This window comes from Acinetobacter sp. FDAARGOS_724, from assembly GCF_013364475.1.
Taxonomy (GTDB): Bacteria; Pseudomonadota; Gammaproteobacteria; order Pseudomonadales; family Moraxellaceae; genus Acinetobacter; species Acinetobacter variabilis.
The window spans coordinates 2710632-2730541 of record NZ_CP054908.1; the positions used below are offsets into that span (position 1 = coordinate 2710632).

A 19910-nucleotide genomic window follows, 5' to 3' on the forward strand; every position below is an offset into this window, starting at 1 on the left:
ATGTTTATGTTAAGAAAATTGATTCCTGGTCTGCTCATCCTCGGTCTGGTGGGCTGCCAAAGCATGTCGGAACCAGAACAGCCTGCGGCTCCGTCCAAACCTCCGGTTCAGCAAAAACCGAAGTCCTCTACACCTGATGGTGTAGTGATTACACCCTATGATCGACCAGAGATTAAACGTCAAAAAATTGTGATCCCTGAGCAAAAGCCCCAGTCACAAAAATTTGATGACGGACGTAACTTACCTGCATTTAAAAAATTGATGCAGCAAACTCAGCAGGCTTATAGCAAGCAGCAATATAATCAAGCTGAAACTTCTGCCGTACAGGCTCAGCGTTTGGCGCCTCAAGCTTCAGAAACTTATCTGTATCTTGGCTTGATCGCAAACCGTAAAAACCAGCCGGCCCGTGCAGATGCTTTTGCCCTACGTGGTTTGAGCTATGCGCAGACTAATGCAATGAAAAAGCAGCTCTGGCAGGTACGCCTGAAAGCAGCTCAACTGCAAAAAAACACCAAAGCCATTCAGCAAGCTCAGCAGGCCTTAAAGAAATTTTAAGGCCCTGGCGTGAGCCCAGTTATTTATAATAAGTTTTTGACTTAAACATAACGGATCCCTGCAATCCCATAAGCATGCTGGTTTTGAGCATAGTCTAGATCTTCAGCCTTCATACCACCTAAGGCAAATACAGGAATCTGTACCTGTTTAGCCATCTGTTTAAATTTTTCCCAACCTAAAGCTGCGGTATCAGGATGTGTTTCTGTTGCCAGTACCGGGCTGAGTAAAGCTGCTTCACAGCCTATATTTTCTGCATGTTTTAATGCTTTCAGATCATGACAGGCTGCAAGATAACGATAGCCACCAGCTAACTCCCCTTTTTGTAGTTGCATCAATTGAGACTGTTTCAGGTGAATGGTACGAATGGTTTGCTGCTGCAATTCATTCAGTTGTGACCAAAGTCTCTGATTGATGATCAATCTGGATAACTGATCGACTGGAATCTGCTGTAACTGGCTGATGTATTCAGGGCTGGCCATTACTCGCCAATATAGCATCTGGTCTTTTTCCAGATTATTCAGGTGACTTAAGTCGTCAGAAATTTTGATCTTCCGCGGCCATTGTAGCTTTTGAATCATGGCCTGATTGGCTTTAGGAAAGTTCAGCTCACTGAGTTCATCCCGGCTATAGCAGCGCCAAGGCTGCTTGATCTCAGCTAATTGTTCTGGCTGAACCGAAGCATGGAAAATATGCAGATTGACGATGACATCTTCATATTCATGCGAAATAAAATCAAAGGTATGCCATTGCTCAATATCAATTCCGACTTCTTCAATCACTTCACGTCGACTTGCCTCTACAGGCAATTCGCCCTGTTCTACTTTTCCGCCTGGAAACTCATATTTATTGCCCTGATGCTGTTTGGCTTCACGCCAACCGACCAGAACCTGATTTTGATGAAATAAAATAGCAATTGCGACATGAATTGTGGCTTTGGACATAATGTTCTGAACCATTGAAGTTTTACAGATTGTAAGCAAATTAGAGTTTTTTATAAATGAAGCAATTATTCGTTGACAGATCTATTCGATAATGATTATCATTTAAATCAATCCAAAACACACCACGGAGTCGACGGAATGAACGCACCATTTAGCCTATTTACCCGTAATAATGATACTCAGCATGCGCTACCGATGTTGCATTCGAACAATTTATTTGCGCTAGGACGAGAAATCCGGATCATGCATGCGGGTGAAGAATACCGTCTACGTTTGACTCGTAACAATCGTCTCATCCTGACTAAGTAATTTAAATACTCCAAAAATAATAAACGTGGGAACAGGCAGTATGAATCAGCGCATACTGCTTTTTTAATTGCTAGATCCAATAACTATATTATTTAGATTGAAAAATTAATGAAACTTTAAGTCCACCCAAAACTGACGGCGCATAATCAATCTTGGCCGTATGTAACTGCATAATCTTTTGACAAATGGACAGTCCCAAACCTGAACCTTGTGTTCGCGTACCCAAGGCTCGGTAAAAACGCTCACCTAAACGTTGCAATACGTCGGCCTGAATCCCCTCTCCAGAGTTTTCAATCATGAGTTGTGGATTCTGACTTTCAACTATCGTCCTGATTTCGACCTGTCCCTGCACAGGCGTATAACGAATGGCATTATCAACCAGATTGCGGATACAGCTAAAAATCAGCTCTGCATTTGCTTCAATCACTGCATCTTCAAGTTTTAAGTTCCAGTGAATCTCTTTTTCCTGAGCAAAAGGTTGTAAAGCTTGTAAGACCTCATGAACCAATACTTTAAGATTAACCTGTTGTTTGGGCAGCTGCTCTGCATGTTCTGGATCAAGCCGAGCCAATAGCAATAAGTTTTCCAGAATCTGCGTTCCGCGGTTGACGTCATTCTGAATCATCTGTAACGCTTGCCCAAGTTGGGCATCTTCCTGATATTTACGTTTCAGCACCTGTAAACGCATCTGAATGGCAGACAATGGGGAACGCAACTCATGTGAAGCGTCGGCAGTAAAACGTTGCTCGGCAGCCAATGATTTTTCTAAACGGCTCAACATGGCATTCAGCTGACGGACAATCGGTTGCAATTCATTAATCTCAGGATCAGGACTTTGAACCGGAGTGAGATCCTGTGCAGATTTAGAACCGATTTCTCGGGAAATTTTATTTAAAGGTCTTAATTGCCGCTTAATGGCAAAACGTAAAATCAGCCACTGTAATATCCATAGGATAAATAAAATCCCGGCGAAACCTAAAGTCGTTTGCCAAAGCTCATCAAAGCGTACTGAAAGCGGTTGTACCACTTTCACTTTCAAGTCTTGATCTTCAGCAATCAGGATGCGAATAAAATGGCCATTTTCATAATCAAAGTGAAACCCGTTTTTCTGTGCAACTGGTATCTCATTAATCAGTTCATCATCAATTGAAGTGGTCAGTACCTGCTGATTCAGTAGTAAGGCATATTGAATATCAAACTGCTCACTGATTTCATCGACCTGCGTATTTTTGGCCTGGTTCACATCTCCCAGAAGTAACTCTGAAATTTCTTCCATTAGGTCATCATGCAGATCAATCGCCTGATAACTGGAAATTCCCAACAACAGCAGCCACGCCAGAAATCCTGCCAGTATGGAACTGAACATGGCATGTTGAATCAGCCGACTTTGCAGGGAAATAGGTGCCTTCATATGGAGGCCTCGGGTTTATGCATCCGGTAGCCCAAGCCACGAATGGTTTTAATCATCTGACTGCCGATTTTTTTACGTAGCTGATAAATAAAGACTTCAATCGCATTGCTTTCGATTTCATCTCCCCAGGCATAGAGTGATTCTTCCAACTGTTCTCGGGTAATGATATGTTCTGGTTTTTGCATCAGCTTATATAAAATCTGGAATTCTTTTGCAGTCAGATTAATGCTCTGCCCCGCCTTCATTACAGTCTTGGCTTGAGTGTCCAGACTAAGATCCTGCCATTGCAGGATATGATGTGGCATTTGCTGTTTTTGTCTGAGCTGGGCACGCACGCGAGCGGAAAGTTCTTCCAGACTAAAGGGTTTTACCAGATAATCATTGGCCCCTAGATCGAGTCCTGCAACCCGGTCATGAATACTGTCCTTGGCGGTAATAAATATAACGGGCGTATCTTTCTGTTTATTACGCAAGCTTTTAAGAATGTCGTCTCCGGTTGCATTCGGCAGGCCACGGTCCAGCAAAATACAGTCATACTGATGCTGTTCAATCGCCAGAATCGCATGATCCCCACGATCAACCCGATCAATCACATAACCGTCCATTTCCAGCCAGGTTTGAATACTTTCCGCCTGAGATTCATCATCCTCTGCCAAAAGAATACGCATGTTATGCTCCGCTTGTTTTATCTTTCTATCTTGCCTTGAAAAAGTTCCAGACTCAAAAAAACCACATGCTTTTTGGTAACTTGCATGTGGTTTTTTGTTGCTGTCTTCAGATTCAGTTCAGGAAATCATGCTGAAATTAAAACTGAACTTGGTCGACATCAATTTCAACACGTTTCGCAGGTTTATAGTCAATGTCCACTTCACCAATGATTACCATAGGTGTTTTAGCTGATACTGGTTTACCCTGCCAAAGTTCATCATCAATTTCGACAGTAATGGTGCCGGTATTGTCACGGAACTGGTATTTTTCATCACCGACAGCTTTCACCACATAACCTTTCAGCTGAACCTTGCTGTCATCTTTCATGGTCAACGCTTGCTTAACTGTAGTCGTTTTAGCAAATGCAGCCTGATTCACCGCAGTTTCACTACTCGCAACTGCGGCAGTCCCAATTGAACCCATTAATGTAGCTGCTAAAACAGTATTCATCATCATTTTCATTGCAGTTACCTCTTTTTAAAGTCTTGCCCTGTTTCGATAATGCTATTAAAACAGCCGAAGATGAATTGAATCTTAAGATCGCTTCATCTTCAGAATTAATTTAATGGCACAACTCTCAAAACTTCTTCAAGCGTGGTGACCCCTTCCAGAATCTTGCGAGCACCGGCAATCCGTAAAGGTTCTACCCCTTCTTTTTTTGCCTGCTGACGTAATTGATTCAGGTTAGCATCCACTCCGATCAACTGCTTGGTAGTCAGGCTAAGCGGCATAAACTCATAAATTCCGATTCGGCCTTTATAACCGGTATGGCGACACTCTTCACAACCGACTGCTTTAAAAACAAATTCCGGACGTGGTAAAGGATAGTCCACTGCCAGATGTTGCCATTCCTGCTCATCCAGGAAACTCTCCTGCTTGCAGTGCGGACATAGCTTACGTACCAGACGTTGAGCCAAAACGCCCAAGATGGTGGCTGCTGTTAAAAATGGTTGTACGCCCAGATCATGCAAACGGGTCAGACTCGACGGCGCATCATTGGTATGTAAGGTAGAAAGTACTAGGTGACCGGTTAATGCTGCCTGAATCGCCATATTGGCCGTATCTTGGTCACGAATCTCACCGACCATGATTATGTCTGGGTCCTGACGCATCAGCGCACGCACACCATCGGCAAATCCTAGTTCAATTCCGTTATTGACCTGCATCTGGTTAAAGCTCGGCTCGAGCATTTCAATCGGGTCTTCAATGGTACAGACATTGACTTCTTCGGTCGCCAGCTGTTTCAGTGTCGAATACAAGGTCGTAGTTTTACCTGAACCGGTCGGGCCTGTGACCAGAATAATACCGTGACTGTGACTGGTCAGATTATTCCAGTCATTGAGTAAATGTCCTTCGAAACCGAGCTGCTGAAAACTTCTGACTAGAACTTCTGGGTCAAAAATACGCATTACTAGCTTTTCACCCAATGCGGTAGGTAAGGTCGATAAACGCAGTTCAGTTTCCTGCCCTTTCGGAGTCCGGGTTTTTAGACGACCATCCTGTGGTTTACGTTTTTCTGCCACATTCATCCGGCCCAAGATTTTGATTCGGGAAATGACCGCAGTCAAGGTATTGGCTGGCATGTTATAGATGGTATGCAATACCCCATCAATCCGGAAACGGATTTTGCCGGTGTCTTTGCGCGGTTCCATATGGATATCACTGGCACCCTGCTCAAAGGCAAACTGCAGCACCCAGTCTACCAGTTTCACGATATGCTGGTCATTGGCATCCGGATTCTGGGAATCACCCAGTTGCAGCAAGGCTTCTACACCTTTATTTTCCCGCTCATAAGCAGATGATTTTTGCGAGCCACTGACTGCACGACTGACCTGATAATACTCAACAATATAACGCTGGAGCTGTTCCGGATTGAGCAATACCCGTTCAATTTTTTTCGGTGCAATATTCTGTTCGAGATTAGATACCCATTCAGTTTTATAAGGCTGATCTGTGGCAATCAGCACTTTATCTGGTTGAATTTCTACTGCCAGAATACGGTTACGCAATGCATATTCCTGTGACATGACATTGGTCAAGGCCTGCACATCAGCTTTGAGCGGATCGATGATATAGAACATTAAACCGGTTTTTTCTGCCAGCCACTGGCATAAGCGGTTGAGTGTCAAAGTACTTTGAGGATGGGACTGATCAACCAGACTAAAGTTCGCGATCCATTGTAAAGGATGCCATTTTATTTGTTCACGTTGACGATGTGTGGTCTGAACTCGCATCCGGTCACGTTCAGTTATTTTTCCGTCTTTTAAAAGCTGATCCAAACACCAGCCTGTATCAATTTCAAAATCAAATTTCATGATTGATGGTCCCCAAAACTGTCTCCACTATAACAAGTTTTTCCTGTTTTTCGCATTCCATTGCGACTTCAAAACTAGAAAGCGGATTTATCTTTCATGAATATTAAGCACATCATATGGGTTTTAGTTCATAACCTTTTTCTGCTTGTCGATGTGTCAATTTTTCGCCTATATTTCAATCAGGATATCTTATTTAATCGCTGAGGCCAGGTATGGATTTAAGCGTGGTTCCCTTAAGTGAAAGTAGCTCCTTTCATGAGTTGCTTACCATCCTGACTGCTGCCTTAGGATGTGGTTTACTAATCGGGCTGGAACGTGAACGGCACAAACAGCGTGAGGAACAGGCCAGTTTTGCCGGGCTACGCTCTTTTGCCATCTGTGCTTTATTAGGCGCATTGTGCTTTCTATTTGGAATGGCAATGGGTCTGGCCGGTGCACTCATTATTGGCGGCATTGTCATTTTTTCTATTAGAAACCAGATAGAAGATCCGGGAATTACAACTGAATTGGCCTTTATCATGACCTATTTTATTGGGGCGATTTGTCTGTGGAATATTCCTCTGGCTGCAGGACTAGCAGTTCTGATCACGATAATTTTAATGGCCAAACACTCTATGCATAATATTGCCGGACAGTGGATTACTGAGGCTGAATTTAGGGATGGATTACTATTATTAGCCTTAATTCTGATTGGTTTACCACTAACCCCTGACCGACCTTTATGGGGTGAAGTGCTGAACCCTTATCTGATTTTAAAATTAGTAATTCTCATACTGGTAGTTCAAGCTTTGGCACATATCGCTAAACGTTTCTTCTCGACTAAAAATGCCCTGATGCTGTCCTCCATTGCTTCCGGTTTTGTTTCCAGTACCGCCACTATTGCTCAATTAGGTATACAGGTCCGTAAAGGTGAAATGGATGCAAAATCCAATGCCGGTGCCGCGCTGATGTCATGTATCTCGACTATTGTGTTGCTATTGATTGTGGTCGGGGGCGTATCCTGGAGCTGGCTTAAAATCCTGCTCTTGCCCTCTTTAGTTGCCGTAATCCTTCTGGCAGCTTGTGCATTTTTATTATTGCGCAAGGCAAAACCTGCGCCGAGCATGGAATCATCAGACAGCCAGATGTTTAGCTTAAAAGAAGCGGTGATTATTGCAGTGACATTAACATTGATTCAGGCTGGAGTTTACGGACTGGAGGTCTGGCTCGGGGATGCCGGCTTACTGGCCGGGACCCTACTTGCCTCTTTGTTCGAGATTCATGCCGCGATGGCCAGTGTTGTCGTTCAAGGCGCTCCCTCCAATATGCGTTTGATTTATGCCCTGCTTTTAGGTCTGGGTGCTCATGCCTTGGCCAAGTCAGCCAATGCCGCTTTGACCGGAGGCTTGAAGTTTGTCCTTTATTTTGCGCCTGTGCAGATTTTGCATATGGTAGTTTTGATTGGCTTGTTGTGGTGGATAGTTTTTGATTATTAAGTATATATAAATATTTAATTTTTATTTATTTTTCAATTTTGATTTTAATATTTTCTCGCTATAATTGATTTGCTTTACGTTTACACAACAATTGAATTAATATAATTTTTATAGGGTATTTATGAAATTTAAGGCTTTATCATTCGCAATTTTTAGTGCCTTCATGTTAACTGCATGTGGTGGGGGTTCATCTTCTGATTCAAATGGCGGTAATACTGGAACTGGAAATACTACCCTTACAAAACCTGCCTTCCAACAATGGTCATCATTCTATATTGATGAATATTCCGATTCAGACCTAAATTATGAAATTGAACAGCTAACCTTTGATCAAGGAAATGTCTATATTAAAGTTGATGAGACAACAGACTGGGATGAAAGTGAAACTTTCTATCTAACTGAAAATGGATTATATGATCACGGTTCTACACATGCGACCTATGGCAAATTGCAAGGGACTATTACGGCTAATGCAACCACTTGGAAGCAAGTTCCATATTCTCCAATTAATTCCACAGGATTAAGCAGTACACTTACATTCAAGGTCTTTGATATTAGTGGTAAAAATATTGCTCAAGTCCTCAGTCCAGACCATTATGTCAATTTAAAATATAATTTACTCGATACCTACCCTATGGGAGAAAAAGGGGAAGATTTTTATCGAGTACTTTCTAATTCAACCTTCCCTACCGGATCTACTTGTATTCAACTCCAAACTATTAATAACTCACAAAAATATATTGAGTTATATAAATATTCACTTGAAGATTATGTACAAGATTATTTAAAACTTGAATGGGCTGATATTTCAAAAGATAGTAAATATGCCAAACATACTTTTAAGGATGCTATAGCATATCTAGATCTTAGAGAAGATCAGCAATGGGGACTAGCTGAATATAAGAACAAATATTATGAAGTTGATTATCATCCAGCTGGAGAGGAATACAATATCAAAAATATTTTAACCGCATCTAAAGCACTGGTTAATTCAGCATCTGCTCAGGACAAACCAGCTCTACAGGAATATGCAACTTTACAAGAAAATGCATGCACTTTATTTAATAATACTGCATCTGAAGAATTAAGAAAGCAAATTAAAAAATACTCGTAACAACTTGATATAAAGTACTTCGAGTGCTGTAGATTAATATTAAATAGGAACTCCAATTTAGTTGAGGTTCCTATTTTTAAATCAGTATTTCATTTTAAAAATTCAAAAAATTAACTGATCGACTACAATATCAGCTAAAGTAACTTTAAATTTCACATCCAAGTCCGCAAACTTCATTCCATAAACCCGGTTCTCATCATCCTGATATGCCGGCCTAGGATCGAGAGATAAAACGGCTTCAAGTTCTTCTAGCAATTGAGCAGATATTTTTCCTTTTTCTAATAATAATTTTTTTTGCTGTTCAGCGTCCTCACTCCAAATCACGGGCTTACGTGATGGTTCGTCCTGAGCATAACCGCTTTGCGCATCAATCACTGAATCCGAATATTGAATATAAGGTTTAATGTCTATAATCGGCGTTCCATCTAGCAGGTCGCTTCCTGCGACATAAACCCGGACATTTTTACCGACTTTTTCGACACGATTTAATTTCACGACTGATAAACCAATGGGTGCAGGACGGTACATACTACGCGTAGCAAATACACCTATTTTCTTGTTACCGCCTAAACGTGGTGGTCGAACCTGCGGACGAAACTGCTGGCTCTGCTGATTTTTATTGTCATGAAACTGCCAGACTAACCAGAGATGACTAAATTCTTCGATGCCTTCAAATGCGAGTAAATCATTATATGGACCGGTCATTTCAATATAGCTTTCAACCTGTACCAAATTAGGCTGACGCGGGATGCCAAACTTTTCTTTATAGGGAGAATGCATATAGCCAATAATCGGCAGAGTGAGTTCGGTCATAATCACTTTTTTTGATAAGCTCAATTAAATATATTCAGTTTATAGAGAATGAATTTAGATTAGAATAGCAACCTGTTCTAATTTGATAACTTATTGAGACCTTTAATGGCTGCTTTTAACGTCGAAAAGATTACTCACGTCCACCATTGGAATGACACTTTATTCTCTTTTAAAACGACTCGTGACACTGCATTACGTTTTAAAAACGGTCAGTTTGTGATGATCGGTCTTGAAGTCAATGGCAAGCCTTTAATGCGTGCATATTCAATTGCAAGTGCAAACTATGAAGAAGAGCTGGAATTCTTCTCAATCAAAGTTCCAGATGGTCCTCTTACCTCTATTCTACAAAAAGTTAAAGTTGGCGACGAAATCCTGGTTTCTAAAAAACCTACAGGTACGCTGGTTCTTGATGACCTGAATCCAGGTAAGAACTTATATCTTCTTTCTTCAGGTACTGGTCTTGCACCTTTCCTTTCTGTAATCCGTGATCCAGAAACTTATGAACGTTTTGAAAAAATCATCGTCGTTCACGGTACACGTTTCATCTCAGAACTGGCTTATCAAGATTTGATTTTGAATGAAATTCCAAACCATGAATTCTTCGGTGAATTGGGTGCTAAAGAAAAATTAGTGTATTACCCAACTGTTACTCGTGAAGAGTTCCATACCCAAGGTCGTGTAACCACTGCGATTGAATCTGGTCAATTATTCGAGAAAATCGGACTACCACGTTTCAACCCTGAAACTGACCGTGCAATGCTCTGTGGTTCTCCTGCATTCCTGGACGATGTTGCTGCACTGCTAGATCAACACGGTCTGAAAGAATCTCCACGTATGGGTGTTTTGGGTGACTACGTAATTGAACGTGCATTCGTAGAAAAATAATCTGCAAAAAAACCTTTTGCAACCTAAAACGCATGCTTTAAGCATGCGTTTTTTATATCCAGTAAGTCTTAATCTGAAAGAATTAACTCAACCTACTCTCTACTTAAAATTTCTTATAATTAGCGTATTTATAAAAATGTAATTACTTAAAAAGTAGAATAAATGATAAATATCAATACTTACATTATATTTTTTAGTCAAAAATTCATTCTTAAATGTTAGAATATGTAACTGTAATTGATTTCTCATGAGGATTTATCCTCGCTAAAGACTTAGTTACATAAACTCTGTAAACTTTTAATTCGATCTATTTAGATCCCATTCTCCTGTTTCACCGTTTATGCAACCAAGCCGTTTTCTATAGGCAAGGTATGAGCACTGAACAACCCTCCTCTATCGAGCGTACAGGGTCTAAAGTCTATCGCTATTTTGTAGTGGTATTAACTTTACTCGTTGCGCTGTACTTGATCATTCAAGGCGCTAAATTACTTAGCCTCGGTGGTACAAGTTATTATCTCATCGCAGGGATTGCCTATGTTGCAATCGCCATTTTCTATGCGATGAAAAAAGCCCTTGGTTTCTGGCTTTCTATTGTTACTTTTATTGCAACCATCATCTGGGCGATTGCTGAAGTTCAAGGTTTGAGCTTCTGGCAATATATTCCACGTTTGGTGGTTCCAACTATTCTGTTTGTCCTCAGCATGTGGGCAAGCAAAAACCTGCCAGCACTCGATGCTGCAAAAATCAAAGCTGCCAATCTTGTTGGCTTTGTCGGTTTCTTTGCCTGTGTAGCAGCCATGATTGCTGCATTCTTCCCACACGGCAAAATCCTCAATCCAGTGGACATCGTACAAGAACCTGCGCTGGCTAAACCAAATGCAGAAAACCCGGACAACTGGGAATATTTCGGTCGTAATGGTAATGGTACCCGTTTTGCACCGTACACTGACATTACCCCTGAAAATGTCAAAGATCTGAAAGTCGCTTGGACTTATCACACTGGTCGTGATACCTCTGCCGGTGTCGATGAAAATACACCGATCCAAATTGGCAGCACATTGTACTCATGTACACCAACTAATATCATTTCAGCGATTGATGGTGACAGTGGTAAAGCACTTTGGAAATATGATCCACATGCAAAAACTGCAGAGCATATTACCTGCCGTGGTGTCGGTTACTATGATGCAACTAAAGACAAATCTTTAACTGTGGCAGACCTACAAGCACCTGGTATTAAAGCTTGTCCACAACGTATTCTAACTTCTACTGTTGATGGCCGTTTAATTGCCTTAAATGCTAAAACTGGTGCTTTATGTCCAGAATTTGGTACTAACGGTCAGGTCGATGTTCTGCATGACATGGGTCCTACCGAACAAAGTAAACGTTACCATCCAACGTCTACTCCACTCATTGCGGGTCATGTTGCCGTATTAGGTGGCTGGGTACGTGATATTGTGCATGGCGAACCGTCTGGTGTCGTACGTGCCTATGACGTTCGTACTGGTAAATTGGCCTGGGCTTGGGATGTCGGTAATCCTGAACTGGTTGGTGAACCTAAAGATGGCAAAGGCTTTACTTTAGAAACACCAAACATGTGGACCATCCCGACTTATGACAAAGACCTGAATCTGGTTTACTTACCTACAGGTAATGGTCCTCCTGACTACTGGGGTGGTGACCGTAACGGAGCCAAAGAAAAATTTGGTTCTGCCATTGTTGCCGTAAATGCTTTGACTGGTAAAACTGTTTGGTCTTATCAAACTGTTCACCATGATGTCTGGGATTATGACTTGCCGTCACAACCTGTACTTTATGACATGACTGATGATCATGGCAAAAAAGTTCCAGCGTTGATTCAAACTACCAAAATGGGTCAAATCTTCGTTCTTGACCGCCGTACTGGTAAACCAGTCACTAAAGTTGAAGAACGTCCAGTCGACACCAATGGTGCTGAAGGTGAAAAACTTTCTCCTACCCAACCATTCTCTGTTGGCATGCCACAAATTGGTAATGCGACATTGACTGAACAGGATATGTGGGGTATCTCAACCTTTGACCAATTGGCTTGTCGTATCGACTTTAAAGACTCTGTCTATAACGGTCTATACACTGCACCTGGTGAAAAACCATATATCGAATGGCCTAGCTTGCTTGGTGGCTTCAACTGGGGCGGTATTTCCATTGATGAATCTACTGGCATGATGTACGTTAACGATATGCGTATGCCACTTCGTATGTCATTGGTTCGTAAAGAAGATATGGGTAAATATCATATCTCAACTGACGAAGTACCAGAATTCATGGGTACCGTACGTCCGCAATTGGCTGGTCCTTATGCGGGTGTGAAAATTGACATCATGCAATCTAAACTGGGTGTTCCTTGTAACAAACCTCCATTTGGTACCATGACTGCCATCGACTTGAAATCTAAAAAAGTTGTTTGGGAAGTGCCAATGGGGACAGCAAAAGAATTGGGGCCGTTAGGTGTTAAAACCCATATGCCAATTCCTTTAGGTATGCCAACACTCGGTGGTCCTACTTCAACAGCGTCTGGTCTGGTGTTCTTCGCAGGTACTCAGGATTATTACCTACGTGCGCTTGATTCAAAAACTGGTAAAGAAGTGTGGAAAGCAGAGCTTCCTGTTGCTGCTGTTGCTGCACCGCTAATTTATAAATCTCCAAAAACTGGCAAACAATATGTTGTGATTTCTGCAGGTGGTGCAAGCCACTCTAAAGATGTCGGCGACTATATCATTGCCTTTGCTTTACCTGATCAAAAATAATTTTTGATGGTAAAAAAGAAAAAACCGAAGCTTAAGCTTCGGTTTTTTATTGCAATCATTATTAAAAATTAACGATCGCGACCTTCCTGGTTTGCAGAACCTGAACAGCCTGCACCACCACCGATAATAAAACCGCTTTCTGCTTTACATGAACCAATCATACGGCCATGTGAGTCAAATGTAGTCACTGTTGATGCACAACCAGTTAGTACGATAGTCGTTGCAAATGCAATAAGTGCTGATAATTTCATGATATTCCCCTCTATGATTTATGGTGCTAAATGAATCTGATTTTGACTTGGTGGTACTGGCAATAAACCTGTTTTAGCATCCACCGTATTGTAGTTCACGCCAATTGCATTGCCTGATCCATTACAATGAGCACTAGCCATTGAAAGTAGACCACGTGTAGCTTTACATGATCCAATCACCTGACCCGATGCGTCATAAGTGACGACCATAGAACTACAGCCAGTCATCAGTACAAAAGTTGAAAGTGAAAATAGTTTTATGAAGCTCATTACTCCCCCTCAAAAACACTAAAAAATTTAAATTATTTAGTTATATGAATCTTTTCTAAATTTCGCGCATGATTCTTCCTAAATTTATCGCATTTGTAAAGCTTTATTTTTCATCTATTTTTTAGACTTATGGCTAACAAAAAAGCTGCCTGATCAGCAGCTTTTCATAATTAAATTTAATATTAAGGATCAGGCTGACTCATGCTTCAATACTCGTTCAGCTAGAGCCTGTTTCACTACATGATATCCAGCACTTAAGCCTAGACTCGCCATAATGATTGCAACAATAATATCTGGCCATAGACTGCCAGTGCCAAAGACTCCCACTGCTGCAAAAATGACGGCCACATTGCCGATTGCATCATTACGGCTGCACAACCAGACTGATTTCATATTGGCATCGCCATCCCGGAAAGCATATAAAATTATGGCTGTGACAACGTTTGCGATTAAGGCCAATACTCCGATGATCCCCATCGTAATGGCTTCAGGTGGAATACCTTGCATAAAGGCATAAATCACTTTACCAATGACGACCAGACCAAATACTGCCATGGTCAATCCTTTAATCAGAGCAACTGTTGCACGCCAATACAGACTTGCACCAATCACCGCCAGAGAAACACCATAGTTCACAGCATCACCAAAAAAATCTAGCGCATCTGCCCATAAGGCCGATGAATGTGCATAAGCACCGCCGATCAGCTCTACACCAAATAAGGCCAGGTTAATCAATAATGCAATCCATAAAGCTGTTCTAAATTTGTTATTAGGTTTGAGCGGCGCGGGTTCATGACTACAACTACAGGCCATATTATTCTCCGATGACTTCTTATCCTGAATGCGATAAAGTCATTAGAAACTATGGAGTCACTCCAAGGTCAAGCTTGAGGTATTTATGTCACATTATTTGATTTCTGATATAGCCAAGAAAACTGATTTAAGCACTGATACCATTCGATTTTATGAGAAAAGAGGTTTGATTCAGCCGAATTTTCGAGCAAGTAACCAGTATCGTTATTATGGCGAAGAAGCCTTAAAACGCTTAATTTTTATCAAACGCTGTCGTGCTTTAGGCATGTCTATAAAAGAAATTGAATACCTGATTCAGCTGGAACAGAATCCGGAACAGGATTGCTGTGAAGTTAACCAGATGATTGATCAGCACCTTATAGACATTTCAAATAAAATTAAAGAATTACAGTTATTTAAAAAGCAGTTAATGGCGCTTCGCGAAAGCTGTAATACCCCAACTACGATTGATCATTGCCAGATTTTGAAAGCACTGGAATCTATTGAAAATAGCTGAAATATTTATAGATATTTTAAATCGTTCACTGTTTATTTTTTAACTTAAAATTGAGTTAAATTCTACCAATTCCGAGTTATTTACTAGGTTGAATCCTGATTTTAGATGACTAGAATAAAGACGTACTTTTTATATGTCTTTCTATTTCATCATGAGCATTTCTCACGTTACGGAACTTCTTTCACCTGCTGGCTCACTGAAAAATATGCGCTATGCCTTTGCTTATGGTGCAGATGCAGTCTATGCCGGCCAGCCGCGTTATAGCTTACGTGTTCGTAATAATGAATTTGACCATGACAATCTGGCTATTGGCATCAAAGAAGCTCACGCGCTTGGAAAAAAATTCTATGTGGTTGTGAATATTCAGCCGCATAACTCCAAGCTGAAAAATTTTATCCGTGACCTTGAACCTGTGGTTGCCATGCAACCAGATGCGCTAATCATGTCTGATCCTGGTCTGATCATGATGGTGCGTGAGCACTTTCCAGATATGGATATTCATCTTTCAGTTCAAGCCAATGCAGTGAACTGGGCAACAGTAAAATTCTGGAAGAATATGGGACTTACTCGCGTGATTTTGTCACGTGAACTGTCCATTGAAGAAATTGAAGAAATCAAACAGCAAGTTCCAGATATGGAAATTGAAGTCTTTGTTCATGGCGCACTGTGCATGGCCTATTCTGGCCGTTGCATGCTGTCTGGTTATATGAATAAGCGCGATGCCAATCAGGGTGCCTGTACCAATGCCTGTCGCTGGGAATACAAAGTATTGGACGCTAAAGAAGATGAAACGGGCGATGTGATCCCGGTGAAAAATATTGATTCTGGCTGTTGTTCAAAAGATACTGATGAGTCACATATGCAAGTACAACATCAGTTTGATGAACCTGTGTTATTGCAACGTAATGACGAGGATATGTTTGCTGCCGAAGAAGATGAGCACGGCACTTATTTTATGAATTCCAAAGACCTGCGTGCAGTGCAGCATGTGGAACGATTGACCAAGATTGGCGTGCACTCCCTGAAAATTGAAGGTCGGACCAAATCTTATTTCTACTGTGCGCGTACTGCGCAGATTTACCGTAAAGCCATTGATGATGCACTTGCTGGTAAGCCATTCGATTCTTCACTAATGACTCAACTCGAAGGTTTGGCCAACCGTGGTTATACCGAAGGTTTTCTACGCCGTCATGTACATAGTGAATATCAAAACTATGAAAATGGTTCATCGAGTTTTGATCATCAGCAGTTCTGTGGGGAAGTGTTAGAGCGTAATAGTGACTATATCAAGATTTATGTAAAAAACCGTTTTGTCGTTGGTGACTCACTAGAGTTGATGACCACTAAAGGCAACATCACCTTTACCTTGACAGAGATTAAAGACCGTAAAGGCAATCTGATTGAAGATGCTAAAGGTTCAGGGCATATCGTTGAAATTCCAATACCAGCAGATGTCGATATGCAGTATGCCCTGCTGATCCGTAATCTGCCATCATCATCTGTAGACATTTCAGCCTCTTCATTGGCTTATCAGGCGAGTTAAAAAATGGCACTCTTGATTACCGATAAATGTATCAACTGTGATATGTGCTTACCGGAATGCCCAAATGAAGCAATTTATGAAGGCGATAAGATCTATGAAATCGACGTGAATCGTTGTACGGAATGCGTCGGTTTCTATGATCATCAAACCTGTATTGCCGTCTGTCCTATTGAGTGCATTGTGTCGCATCCAGAGCATCGGGAAACGCAAGAGCACTTAATGGAGAAATTTAAAGGTTTGAATCTGTTTAAAGCTTGAAGGATGCATGAAGTCTTATGACTTCATCTAAGAACAACCTTAGGGAAAGATAAAAATAAGGGTTGAAAACAAAAACTGTCCAGAGGAAAGGAACAGCTAAAAGCGATTGGGGACGCTTTTGGCTGATCTAACAATAACTAAAAAAAGGAACCCGGGTGTTAGCGTCCTGAGTTCCTATAAAGCGAAAATAATAATAGGAGTTTGAGATTAAGCACCTGGGATGTGGGGATTCCAGGTGCTCTTTTTTTACTGACCAGAACGGATGATGTAGTCGAAGGCAGATAATGATGCTTTGGCACCTTCACCAGTGGCGATGATGATCTGTTTGTAAGGAACAGTGGTACAGTCACCTGCAGCAAACACACCTTTGACATTGGTTTCATTGCGCTCGTTAATCATAATTTCACCACGGTTGGTTAGCTCAACATCGGTTCCTTTCAGGAAGTCGGTGTTTGGCAACAAACCGATCTGAACGAAGATCCCTGCCAGTTCAACTGTATGCTCTTCATCAGTTGCACGGTCTTTGTATTTCAACGCTGTGACTTGTGAACCATCACCGATCACTTCGGTAGAAAGCGCATTTTTGATTACGGTGGTGTTTGGCAAGCTGTTCAGTTTGTCCTGCAATACCTGATCCGCACGCAGTTTTGTATCAAACTCAACTAGCGTTACATGCTCAACAATACCCGCAAGGTCGATCGCAGCTTCTACACCCGAGTTACCGCCACCAATCACCGCTACACGTTTACCTTTGAACAATGGACCATCACAGTGTGGGCAGTACGCTACACCACGAGTTTTGTATTCCTGTTCACCTGGAACATTCATCTCTCTCCAGCGTGCACCGGTAGACAGAATCACGGTTTTAGATTCAAGTTTCGCACCATTTTCTAAAGTTACTTCTACCAGACCATTCGCTGTACTATCTGCACCTTTGATGTCAGATACACGTTGCAGGTTCATGATGTCGACACCGTATTCACGAACATGGGCTTCCATTTCAGCGGCAAATTTCGGACCTTGGGTTTTTTGCACTGACGTATAGTTTTCGATGTCCATGGTATCCATCACCTGACCGCCCATACGTTCAGCCACGATCCCAGTTTTGATGCCTTTGCGTGCTGCATAGATCGCTGCAGTATTCCCTGCAGGTCCACCACCAATCACCAACACATCAAATGCATCTTTGGCATTCAGTTTTTCCGCGTCTTTGGCTGCGGCATTGGTATCCAGTTTGGCAATGATTTCTTCCAGTGTCATACGACCCTGACCGATATGTTCATTGTCCTGGAAGACCATTGGTACAGCCATGATTTTGCGTTCTTCCACTTCATCCTGGAAGAAAGCACCATCGATCATGGTTGCAGTCGTACCCGGGTTATAGATAGCAATCAGGTTCAATGCCTGAACAACATCAGGACAGTTATGACAGCTGAGTGATACGAATACGTCAAAGTCAGATTTGATCCCTAAGCCTTTAATTGATTCCAGAACTTCGGCAGAGACTTTTGGTGCATAGCCTGAAGTTTGCAGCAATGCCAGAATCAGCGACGTAAACTCATGGCCCATCGGCAAGCCTGCAAAGAACACGCGAGGCTGTTCACCGGCTTTTGCCACACCAAAGCTTGGTGCACGTTTGTTGGTACCATCAAAACGGGCAGTCACTAAATCAGAAAGCTGAGCGATTTCCTCAACCAGTTCTTTGATTTTGGCTGATTTGTCAGAGCCATCCAGAGTTGCCACTAATTCAATCGGGCCTTCCAAACGTTCAAGTAGTGTTTTTAATTGAGCTGAAGTATTTTGATCTAACATTGCTAACGTCTCCAAAGGAGTAAGAATTCATTCGATAAGTAGATACTAAGCTAAATCGATAAATAGATAAAACAGTTTGTTTTTATATTAATGATCGTTTTTATAGATCATAATTTCTAACCTAATTTTATTTTTTATTATCCTTAAGCTTCTTGCTCTGGCTTAAAGAAACCGAATATAGATTGGAAAATAAAAATGCTCCTTTTATAGGAGCATTTTTAAGTTTAGAAGATTCGCTGTTCAATACGTAGCGAACGCCCCTTAATTGAATTGGCTAATACAAATATGATTAAGCTAAGCAAGGCAAATAAGATGACAATGCCAATAATGATGACATTGGTAATCTTGCTGACTTGTTCGGCTTGCTGGGCTTGACGATCTACACTTTGTGCCACAGGCGTCAGGCTTTTACCATAGACCTGTTGCTGCATGGTCCAGATCTGTTCCGGTTTAAATCCGTATTGTTCAAACTTATTATCCTGCCGCTCTGCCTCAACTACTTGTGCGACATAAGGTCGAGCTGCAGATAGATCAACGGGTTTATGCAAGAGTGCTGTTTGGGCGAGTAAATAAGATTTCACCGGTGAAGCAATATCGGAATCAACCAGATAACGTGCCACTTCGCTATCATTGATATTACTATCGTAATAGACCACTTGCTGATAAACATCTTCACGGTCATTTCTCAGGTCATATTGCCAATAAGTCAGTCCTGACCAGATCACGATAAAAGAAATCAGCCAGCCTACAAACTTCAATATGAAAGACTGAAAGCGCACATAGAAGAAACGAAACTTCTTCAGCAATCCAACCAGAAAAAATGCACCAATAAAAGAAGCAAAGATTTTCAGAATCAGCCAGCCAAACCAGCTTAATAGAGCAAAGAAATAATCCGGACTATCCCCAATACTGGCCAGATTAGCATCGACACTAACTGGTAAATGCAGCTGTTGAAGCTGAGTACTCAGGCCAAAAAAGCCATAAACCAGTTCCTGCTGAAAGAATAGGCCTATCACGGATGCGATACAGACCGTAGAGGTAGTCAGTCCCAAAAGCATCAAATTACGTTGACGCTTTTTGAGTGCGACGACCCCTTGCTTGATTTCCTGAGGATTTACAGCATATTCATGTAAGGGCGGCAATCTCTACTCCTTT

The 19910-nt window shown here is 41.6% G+C and carries 20 protein-coding genes; 9 read left to right on the forward strand and 11 right to left on the reverse strand.

The window, feature by feature from the left end; translation table 11 throughout:
* Nucleotides 1–6 precede the first annotated feature (6 nt).
* Nucleotides 7–555 (forward strand): hypothetical protein, encoded by a 549-nt coding sequence (locus tag FOC32_RS14160; RefSeq protein WP_004784244.1) that lies wholly within the window; start codon nucleotides 7–9, stop codon nucleotides 553–555.
* A gap of 41 nt (nucleotides 556–596) precedes the next feature.
* Here the strand turns inward: FOC32_RS14160 and FOC32_RS14165 are convergent, their stop codons facing one another.
* A complete protein-coding gene (locus FOC32_RS14165) occupies nucleotides 597–1496 on the reverse strand; it encodes an NUDIX domain-containing protein (RefSeq protein WP_034590100.1) in 900 nt (299 codons plus the stop codon).
* 138 nt (nucleotides 1497–1634) lie between these two features.
* Between FOC32_RS14165 and hemP the strand changes: the two genes are divergently transcribed.
* Nucleotides 1635–1805 carry a hemin uptake protein HemP gene (gene hemP / locus FOC32_RS14170; protein ID WP_004784247.1) on the forward strand — a complete coding sequence of 57 codons (171 nt, stop codon included), beginning with the start codon at nucleotides 1635–1637 and terminating at the stop codon, nucleotides 1803–1805.
* Between the two features lie 88 nt (nucleotides 1806–1893).
* Here hemP and FOC32_RS14175 read toward each other — a convergent pair whose 3' ends face one another.
* The 4 genes from FOC32_RS14175 to FOC32_RS14190 all read right to left on the reverse strand — a co-directional run bounded on the left by FOC32_RS14175 (nucleotide 1894) and on the right by FOC32_RS14190 (nucleotide 6239).
* Nucleotides 1894–3216, reverse strand: a complete 1323-nt coding sequence (locus FOC32_RS14175; protein ID WP_004784249.1) for a sensor histidine kinase — start codon at nucleotides 3214–3216, stop codon at nucleotides 1894–1896.
* Nucleotides 3213–3884 (reverse strand): response regulator transcription factor, encoded by a 672-nt coding sequence (locus FOC32_RS14180; protein WP_104425906.1) that lies wholly within the window; start codon nucleotides 3882–3884, stop codon nucleotides 3213–3215. Before FOC32_RS14180 ends, FOC32_RS14175 begins: the two co-directional genes overlap by 4 nt.
* A 136-nt stretch (nucleotides 3885–4020) precedes the next feature.
* Nucleotides 4021–4386: a NirD/YgiW/YdeI family stress tolerance protein gene (locus FOC32_RS14185; protein WP_004784252.1), complete on the reverse strand. Its 366-nt coding sequence runs from the start codon at nucleotides 4384–4386 to the stop codon at nucleotides 4021–4023.
* A gap of 95 nt (nucleotides 4387–4481) precedes the next feature.
* On the reverse strand, nucleotides 4482–6239 hold the full coding sequence (locus FOC32_RS14190) for a GspE/PulE family protein (RefSeq protein ID WP_004784255.1): 1758 nt from the start codon (nucleotides 6237–6239) through the stop codon (nucleotides 4482–4484).
* Between the two features lie 212 nt (nucleotides 6240–6451).
* Between FOC32_RS14190 and FOC32_RS14195 the strand changes: the two genes are divergently transcribed.
* Together FOC32_RS14195 and FOC32_RS14200 are read left to right on the forward strand one after the other, a co-directional pair.
* Complete coding sequence (locus tag FOC32_RS14195) at nucleotides 6452–7714, forward strand: MgtC/SapB family protein (RefSeq protein ID WP_175967787.1); 1263 nt, start codon at nucleotides 6452–6454, stop codon at nucleotides 7712–7714.
* 121 nt (nucleotides 7715–7835) lie between these two features.
* Nucleotides 7836–8828, forward strand: coding sequence for a hypothetical protein (locus FOC32_RS14200; RefSeq protein ID WP_175967788.1), 993 nt, complete (start codon nucleotides 7836–7838; stop codon nucleotides 8826–8828).
* Nucleotides 8829–8930: 102 nt separating this feature from the next.
* Here FOC32_RS14200 and tsaA read toward each other — a convergent pair whose 3' ends face one another.
* A complete protein-coding gene (gene tsaA, locus FOC32_RS14205; RefSeq protein WP_005236494.1) occupies nucleotides 8931–9641 on the reverse strand; it encodes a tRNA (N6-threonylcarbamoyladenosine(37)-N6)-methyltransferase TrmO in 711 nt (236 codons plus the stop codon).
* Nucleotides 9642–9746: 105 nt separating this feature from the next.
* Between tsaA and FOC32_RS14210 the strand changes: the two genes are divergently transcribed.
* Together FOC32_RS14210 and FOC32_RS14215 are read left to right on the forward strand one after the other, a co-directional pair.
* Entirely contained in the window at nucleotides 9747–10526 is a 780-nt protein-coding gene (locus tag FOC32_RS14210; RefSeq protein ID WP_005236496.1) for a ferredoxin--NADP reductase, read from the forward strand.
* 371 nt (nucleotides 10527–10897) lie between these two features.
* Nucleotides 10898–13312, forward strand: coding sequence for a membrane-bound PQQ-dependent dehydrogenase, glucose/quinate/shikimate family (locus tag FOC32_RS14215; protein WP_034170738.1), 2415 nt, complete (start codon nucleotides 10898–10900; stop codon nucleotides 13310–13312).
* Between the two features lie 68 nt (nucleotides 13313–13380).
* Here FOC32_RS14215 and FOC32_RS14220 read toward each other — a convergent pair whose 3' ends face one another.
* The 3 genes from FOC32_RS14220 to FOC32_RS14230 form a co-directional block, all read right to left on the reverse strand.
* Entirely contained in the window at nucleotides 13381–13563 is a 183-nt protein-coding gene (locus tag FOC32_RS14220) for a hypothetical protein (protein WP_004784275.1), read from the reverse strand.
* A gap of 18 nt (nucleotides 13564–13581) precedes the next feature.
* A complete protein-coding gene (locus FOC32_RS14225) occupies nucleotides 13582–13833 on the reverse strand; it encodes a hypothetical protein (protein ID WP_175967789.1) in 252 nt (83 codons plus the stop codon).
* A gap of 189 nt (nucleotides 13834–14022) precedes the next feature.
* Nucleotides 14023–14646 (reverse strand): cation transporter, encoded by a 624-nt coding sequence (locus tag FOC32_RS14230; protein WP_175967790.1) that lies wholly within the window; start codon nucleotides 14644–14646, stop codon nucleotides 14023–14025.
* 85 nt (nucleotides 14647–14731) lie between these two features.
* Between FOC32_RS14230 and FOC32_RS14235 the strand changes: the two genes are divergently transcribed.
* The 3 genes from FOC32_RS14235 to FOC32_RS14245 all read left to right on the forward strand — a co-directional run bounded on the left by FOC32_RS14235 (nucleotide 14732) and on the right by FOC32_RS14245 (nucleotide 16943).
* The gene (locus tag FOC32_RS14235) at nucleotides 14732–15142 is read left to right on the forward strand and encodes a Cd(II)/Pb(II)-responsive transcriptional regulator (protein ID WP_005236508.1); all 411 of its coding nucleotides are present in this window, start codon (nucleotides 14732–14734) and stop codon (nucleotides 15140–15142) included.
* Between the two features lie 133 nt (nucleotides 15143–15275).
* The gene (gene yegQ, locus FOC32_RS14240; protein WP_175967792.1) at nucleotides 15276–16685 is read left to right on the forward strand and encodes a tRNA 5-hydroxyuridine modification protein YegQ; all 1410 of its coding nucleotides are present in this window, start codon (nucleotides 15276–15278) and stop codon (nucleotides 16683–16685) included.
* A 3-nt stretch (nucleotides 16686–16688) separates the two neighbouring features.
* Nucleotides 16689–16943 carry a YfhL family 4Fe-4S dicluster ferredoxin gene (locus FOC32_RS14245; protein ID WP_175967794.1) on the forward strand — a complete coding sequence of 85 codons (255 nt, stop codon included), beginning with the start codon at nucleotides 16689–16691 and terminating at the stop codon, nucleotides 16941–16943.
* A gap of 246 nt (nucleotides 16944–17189) precedes the next feature.
* Here the strand turns inward: FOC32_RS14245 and ahpF are convergent, their stop codons facing one another.
* Together ahpF and FOC32_RS14255 are read right to left on the reverse strand one after the other, a co-directional pair.
* Nucleotides 17190–18755 carry an alkyl hydroperoxide reductase subunit F gene (ahpF, locus tag FOC32_RS14250; RefSeq protein WP_034171736.1) on the reverse strand — a complete coding sequence of 522 codons (1566 nt, stop codon included), beginning with the start codon at nucleotides 18753–18755 and terminating at the stop codon, nucleotides 17190–17192.
* 224 nt (nucleotides 18756–18979) lie between these two features.
* Nucleotides 18980–19897: a hypothetical protein gene (locus tag FOC32_RS14255; protein WP_175967796.1), complete on the reverse strand. Its 918-nt coding sequence runs from the start codon at nucleotides 19895–19897 to the stop codon at nucleotides 18980–18982.
* Nucleotides 19898–19910 lie beyond the last annotated feature (13 nt).

What these genes read in the sequence shown, in the direction of transcription:
- FOC32_RS14160 (WP_004784244.1), top strand. Translation starts at nt 7, where the DNA reads ATGTTAAGAAAATTGATTCCTGGTCTGCTCATCCTCGGTCTGGTGGGC.
- FOC32_RS14165 (WP_034590100.1), bottom strand. Translation starts at nt 1,496, where the DNA reads ATGTCCAAAGCCACAATTCATGTCGCAATTGCTATTTTATTTCATCAA.
- hemP (WP_004784247.1), top strand. Translation starts at nt 1,635, where the DNA reads ATGAACGCACCATTTAGCCTATTTACCCGTAATAATGATACTCAGCAT.
- FOC32_RS14175 (WP_004784249.1), bottom strand. Translation starts at nt 3,216, where the DNA reads ATGAAGGCACCTATTTCCCTGCAAAGTCGGCTGATTCAACATGCCATG.
- FOC32_RS14180 (WP_104425906.1), bottom strand. Translation starts at nt 3,884, where the DNA reads ATGCGTATTCTTTTGGCAGAGGATGATGAATCTCAGGCGGAAAGTATT.
- FOC32_RS14185 (WP_004784252.1), bottom strand. Translation starts at nt 4,386, where the DNA reads ATGAAAATGATGATGAATACTGTTTTAGCAGCTACATTAATGGGTTCA.
- FOC32_RS14190 (WP_004784255.1), bottom strand. Translation starts at nt 6,239, where the DNA reads ATGAAATTTGATTTTGAAATTGATACAGGCTGGTGTTTGGATCAGCTT.
- FOC32_RS14195 (WP_175967787.1), top strand. Translation starts at nt 6,452, where the DNA reads ATGGATTTAAGCGTGGTTCCCTTAAGTGAAAGTAGCTCCTTTCATGAG.
- FOC32_RS14200 (WP_175967788.1), top strand. Translation starts at nt 7,836, where the DNA reads ATGAAATTTAAGGCTTTATCATTCGCAATTTTTAGTGCCTTCATGTTA.
- tsaA (WP_005236494.1), bottom strand. Translation starts at nt 9,641, where the DNA reads ATGACCGAACTCACTCTGCCGATTATTGGCTATATGCATTCTCCCTAT.
- FOC32_RS14210 (WP_005236496.1), top strand. Translation starts at nt 9,747, where the DNA reads ATGGCTGCTTTTAACGTCGAAAAGATTACTCACGTCCACCATTGGAAT.
- FOC32_RS14215 (WP_034170738.1), top strand. Translation starts at nt 10,898, where the DNA reads ATGAGCACTGAACAACCCTCCTCTATCGAGCGTACAGGGTCTAAAGTC.
- FOC32_RS14220 (WP_004784275.1), bottom strand. Translation starts at nt 13,563, where the DNA reads ATGAAATTATCAGCACTTATTGCATTTGCAACGACTATCGTACTAACT.
- FOC32_RS14225 (WP_175967789.1), bottom strand. Translation starts at nt 13,833, where the DNA reads ATGAGCTTCATAAAACTATTTTCACTTTCAACTTTTGTACTGATGACT.
- FOC32_RS14230 (WP_175967790.1), bottom strand. Translation starts at nt 14,646, where the DNA reads ATGGCCTGTAGTTGTAGTCATGAACCCGCGCCGCTCAAACCTAATAAC.
- FOC32_RS14235 (WP_005236508.1), top strand. Translation starts at nt 14,732, where the DNA reads ATGTCACATTATTTGATTTCTGATATAGCCAAGAAAACTGATTTAAGC.
- yegQ (WP_175967792.1), top strand. Translation starts at nt 15,276, where the DNA reads ATGTCTTTCTATTTCATCATGAGCATTTCTCACGTTACGGAACTTCTT.
- FOC32_RS14245 (WP_175967794.1), top strand. Translation starts at nt 16,689, where the DNA reads ATGGCACTCTTGATTACCGATAAATGTATCAACTGTGATATGTGCTTA.
- ahpF (WP_034171736.1), bottom strand. Translation starts at nt 18,755, where the DNA reads ATGTTAGATCAAAATACTTCAGCTCAATTAAAAACACTACTTGAACGT.